3 protein-coding genes are annotated in these 5294 nt (G+C 65.5%); 1 reads left to right on the plus strand and 2 read right to left on the minus strand.

Annotation, left to right across the window (positions count from 1 at the left end; genetic code table 11):
• Positions 1 to 274: 274 nt before the first annotated feature.
• Complete coding sequence (locus tag JNK68_02035) at positions 275 to 2182, plus strand: PHB depolymerase family esterase (protein ID MBL8539129.1); 1908 nt, start codon at positions 275 to 277, stop codon at positions 2180 to 2182.
• A gap of 74 nt (positions 2183 to 2256) precedes the next feature.
• Here JNK68_02035 and JNK68_02040 read toward each other — a convergent pair whose 3' ends face one another.
• The gene (locus JNK68_02040) at positions 2257 to 3744 is read right to left on the minus strand and encodes a hypothetical protein (protein MBL8539130.1); all 1488 of its coding nucleotides are present in this window, start codon (positions 3742 to 3744) and stop codon (positions 2257 to 2259) included.
• A gap of 397 nt (positions 3745 to 4141) precedes the next feature.
• Positions 4142 to 5005: an alpha/beta hydrolase gene (locus tag JNK68_02045; GenBank protein MBL8539131.1), complete on the minus strand. Its 864-nt coding sequence runs from the start codon at positions 5003 to 5005 to the stop codon at positions 4142 to 4144.
• Between the last annotated feature and the right edge of the window lie 289 nt (positions 5006 to 5294).

Here is a 5294-nt window from a genome sequence, read left to right on the forward strand (position 1 = left end):
GAATCGGGGGTACCCGATTGCCGGTGTCCAGTTCGCTACCCAGGTTGACGGCGAGTACGCACTGATCACGCAGGGGTTCGAGCTGGCGGAGGGTGCAGCCCCGCCGTCCTGGCTCGATCCCGAGCGCGGCGGACGTGCCGATCCCGGGCTTTTCCACACCGTTTTCCTGCCGGCCCGCAAGCTCGCGGACATCGGCATGCTTACCGCCGTTCCGCACGGCAGGAGGTCTCTCGTGTTGAAGAAAGTGGGTCCCAAGCTGGCCGCCCTGGCCAGCATGACGAAGCTCGGCCAGCAGCCGCGCTTTCAGCGGCGCTGGGAGCGTCTGCTCTCGACGCTGGATGCGGTCAAGGCGTGGTCGGACGAAGTCGATGGTGAGCAAAGCCGCCTCACGCTGGTCCGCGACTTCGGGTCGAACCCTGGCGATCTTGCCATGTACAAATACGTTCCCGCGCGGTTGCCGGCGTCAGCGCCGCTGGTGGTGGTCCTGCACGGCTGCACCCAGAGTGCTGCCTCGTATGACAAGGGCAGCGGCTGGTCGGCGCTTGCCGACCGCTACGGTTTCGCCTTGCTGCTGCCGCAACAGGGCTGGAAGAACAATCCGCTGCGCTGCTTCAACTGGTTTCGTCCGGAGCACACCGGGCGCGACCGCGGCGAAGCCTTGTCGATAAAACAGATGATCGACCGCATGCTCGCCGATCACGATCTCGACCGCACCCGCGTGCACGTCACGGGGCTTTCCTCGGGCGGTGCGATGACGGCCGTCATGCTTGCTACCTACCCGGACGTGTTCGCCGGCGGCGCCGTCCTCGCCGGCGTGCCTTACGGCGCAGCGAGCGGTGTCGGGGATGCGTTCGAGGCCATCTTCCAGGGCCCTGCGCGCACGCCGGAGGCTTGGGGTGACATCGTGCGCGGCGCTTCCTCGCACCGCGGGCCGTGGCCGAAGGTGTCCATATGGCATGGCGACTCGGACAAGTCCGTCAATCCGGCGAATGCGGAGGAGACCGTCAAGCAGTGGGCGAACGTGCACGGCCTTCCCGTCGCCCACACCATCGACATGCCGGTCGACGGCCATCGCAGACGCGTGTGGCAGGATGCGCAGGGGCAGGATCTGATCGAGTCGTACACGATTGCGGGAATGGCGCACGGCGCGGCGGTCGATCCGGGCAGCGCTGCACATCAGTGCGGCACCGCGGCACCCTTCTTCAACGCGGCGGGCATCTCGTCGAGTTATCGGATCGCGAGCTTCTGGGGACTGGTGGGCGAGCGGCTGGACACTGCCGTGGCCGAGGATGCGCCGCAGGAAGCCGGGACGACGCGGCAAGCCGATGATCCTGCCCACACCGGCGCGGGGGAGCAGGAGGAGCCGAAGACCGTGGGCGCAGGTGAGGCCGCAGCCGGTGGGCACCGCATCGACGTCGATGGGATGGTCGCGAAGTCGCTCGAAATGGCGGGACTGCTGCGGGGACGGCAGAAGGGATCGTCGGGTCAGGGCGGGAAAGGCACGTCGCCGCTCGGGCTCGATGTGCACAACATCATCGCCACTTCGCTGGAGGCGGCCGGTCTGCTCAAGAGCGGCAGCCGCAGCGCAACGCGCTCCAGCAGCGGCGCACCCTTCGGCATCGACGTGCCGCGTATCATCGCGACCGCGCTCGAAGCGGCCGGAGTGCTCGACACTTCCGGCACAGGCACGCCCGCCGCGTCAGGCAGTGCGAGGAGCCTTGCCGGATCCGGCTGGGAAGGCGAAGGCTGGGAACTGCTGCACGACGAGGCGCGGGCCTTCCGTGGCGGTCCGATGCTGCATGCGCGGGTGACTTCCGGCGACGCCGCCGCTCTCGGCAGGCAGGTTCGATCGGCGTCGAAGCAGATGACGTTCGGTGCGGCGCCGGAGCTCACCTATGTGCGACGGATCGCGCTCTCCGCGGCTGCCAATCCCTATGCGCGTACGAGCTTCCGCATCCTGGTCGACGGCGTGGCGGTGGACGAGGTGTCCGCGGTCGGCATGGACTACTCCGAAAGCGAATGGACGCGGCGCACGGGCGTCGACCTCGCGCAGTTTGCCGGGCGCACCGTGACGGTCACGCTGGAGGTTGCGGCAGCGACCAACGCGCGCAACGAGGTGGATGCGGAAGTGTGGCTGGACGAGATCGCCGTGGACAATGCCACGGCGATGGAACCCGCCTGAGCCGGGCGAGGCGCCCGGCTGCGACTGGAGACGGGAGAGGGCGGGGACCCCCTCCCGTCGCTCGATGCGCGGGATCAGACCGTTGCGAGCTCGGTCTGCGAGATGTCGATCTGGAACTTGACCGGACCACGCGCCGGCTTGCCCGTGGCGTCGACGAACTCGCCGTTCACCGGTGCCTTCTTGGCATAAGGGCTCGTCAGGATGGCGACGTGCCCGCCGTAGAAGGCCACCGACTCGACGACACCCGATCCGTCCAGGAACTTGTTCGCCGCAGTCGCGCATGCCGGGGTGACCAGGTCGTCCTTGATCGCATAGTTCTGGTACCAGGGCACTTTGAGTTCGATCAGGTCCTTGACGTTGAGCGGCTTCCCATAGAGCTCCACGGGCAGGGTACCGTCCTCGGCGATGGGCTGCTGGAACGTGCACGAACTCATCTTCGCGATCTCGAGGGGCAGGTGCACACGTTCCCGCAGCAGCCAGCGAAAGAGAGCGGCCGGCGTCTTTCCCGGATTGAGCGATGTGGCCCGATGCAAAGATGCCTGATCCAGGACCTTGACCAGCGGGGTTTCGCGGTCGATCGCCACCAGGCGCATGCCGAGACTCAGCAGATAACCGTTGGCGACGCGCTTGCCGTTGGGAAGCGTGGTCGTGATGAAGTCGTGGTGCAGGTTCGGCATGCCGGAGATGGCGTCGCTGTAGGTCCCATCGACCGGCGTCACGTTGGTGATGAGCGCGTCGCAAACCCCCTGGAGCTTGCCCGACAGGATGTTCATGAGCGAGATGTAGCCGCCCTGGCAGGTGCCGTTCAGGGTGACGTTCTTGCCGCCGTTCAATTCCTTGATCTTCGCGCAGAGCTGGTACGTCTGGTCGCAGTCTCCCTCCGGCGTCATGGCCTGCACCTTCTCGTGGGTGAGGATGTCCTTGACCACTCGCACGTAGGTGGGCACGCCCTCGTTCGCGAACGAGTGCGCGTAGCTCTTGTTCTCGTGGGGAAGGAACGACAGGATGTGCACGCCGAGCATGTACGGCGGGATCAGCATCATCGGCTTGACGTCGGTGCGGACCTTGACGTCCTTCTTGAGCGGAAGTACTTGATAGAGCAGGAAGGAATCAGTTTCGTGAACAAGCTTGTACGTGTCGGCGTTGAAGTGAAATCCGAACTCGTCCTTGATCTTCTCGATCTGCTCGGTGAAGTTCGCCACCGCCTCCATGACCTCTGCTTCACGGCGCATGAAGCCGGAGAGCTTCTCGCCCTCGGCGCGGGCGACCGTGTTGATGAGCGCACGGGTACCTTCCTCGAGCTGGTCGAAGGCGAACCCTGCGAGCTTCTCCTGCGCGCCCATCAGCCCCTTGCGGACCATCGACACGTTGTGACCGGCGACCTCGAAGGTTTCCATGAGGCTGAGCGGGTTGTCCTTGGCCGCCTGCAGGGCGATGTGCGCGGCCACGAACAGATTGTCGTTGAACTCGCTGACCTCACGATTGGTCGCGCGCAGCAGCGCCAGCAGGTAGCGCAGCCAGCTCACCGCAAAATCGGGCGTCTCTTTGAGAAGTGCAAACATCTTATGGTTACCTCCGCAGGTCGAAGAGCGATCGCACCCGCGCGCGGACCGCGATCGCAGTGGTTGTTTTACGAGAATGGTGTTCTCAGAACCTCGTGTCCCGTCCCTTTTGCGGCGCCGCTTCGAGGCTTCCGTTCACCTCAAAACGGCTCGCACCGGCCTCTGTTGGGGGGTCGGTTCGTGCACCGCACAATTCGTAAGATTACTCCAAAACCGGTGCGCGTCTACCACACATTGAAGGTTGTTTGAGGAGCGTCAAGTGCGCTGTCCGGGCGGGGGGTGTACCGCTTTTCAGGCACTTCTGAGAAGCTCTGAATAGTCAGTTGATTGGAAGATTTTCCTGAGAAATGGAATGAATGAAAATACCCGAGCGGAAACGTCATAAATGAGCCCGGTTTCAAGCTTCCTGGAGGAAGGTCCGAACGTGTGCAACCTGGGCATCGTCCATCAGCATCGGCGCGTGTCCCACGCCTGCGATTTCGATCACCTGCGGACGTGGTCCGCGCGCTGCCATCTCCCGCGCCGTCTCGCGACTCAGGACATCCGAAGTCTCGCCGCGCAGGACGCGCGTGGGGCAGCGGATTGCGTCATAGATCGGCCACAGTTCGTAGTCCTTGCCTTCGCCCATGGTCGCGCGGAAGGGCTCGGCGATGCCGGGATCGTAATGGAGGTCGAACTTGCCGTCGGTGGCCGGCCTGACCGAATGCTCGGCGAGGTGCCGCCACTGGGCGTCGGTGAGCGGACCGAAAGGGGCGGCGACGAGGCGGACGTAGGCTTCCGCCTGGTCCACCGAGTCGAAGCGCGGGCCCTTGCCGACGTATTCACTGATGCGGGCGATGGACTCCGCGGTCACCACCGGGCCGACGTCCACCAGCAGCAGACGGCGGATCGGCGTGCGTGCCTGGGCGGCCAGCGCCATGCCGATCAGGCCGCCCATCGACGTGCCGACCCAGTCCACGCCGTCGACGTCCAGCCGTGCCAGCAGCGTCACCATGTCGGCGGCGTACTGTGGCACGCCGTAGAGGGACTTGTTGGCGAGCCAGTCGCTGCGACCGCGGCCGACCACATCCGGGCACACCACGCGGTAGTCGGCGGCCAGCGCCGCGGCCAGGAAGTCGAAATCGCGACCAGAGCGGGTGAGCCCGTGAACGCAGACGACCACCTTCGGATTGCGCGGGTCGCCCCATTCGACATAGGCCACGTCGTGCAGGCCGGCGGGGCTCAGGCACTGGACTTTGCGTTGGCGCAGGGTGGCGGTCATGGGCGGCTCCGCAGGCGGTCGGTCGATGAAAAGTGCGCGATTGTACTCGCTGTCGCCGGCGGGCGGGTTGCCCGTGAGGCGAATAAAATGCGAGACAGAAACGAGGGTCGTCCGGGTACCGCCGGCAGAAGCGGAAATGCCCAGGCGGCCGGCAACCGTAAAGGGAGAGGACCATGCTGCAACTCGCGACGCTGATCGCCCACCACGCCCGATTCCGTCCGTTCGAGACCGCCGTCGTCGTCGGCACGGAGCGTCTCACCTGGCGCGAATTCCACGACAGGGTCGAGCA

The sequence above is a fragment of the Betaproteobacteria bacterium genome, assembly GCA_016791345.1.
In the GTDB taxonomy this organism is placed as follows: domain Bacteria; phylum Pseudomonadota; class Gammaproteobacteria; order Burkholderiales; family JAEUMW01; genus JAEUMW01.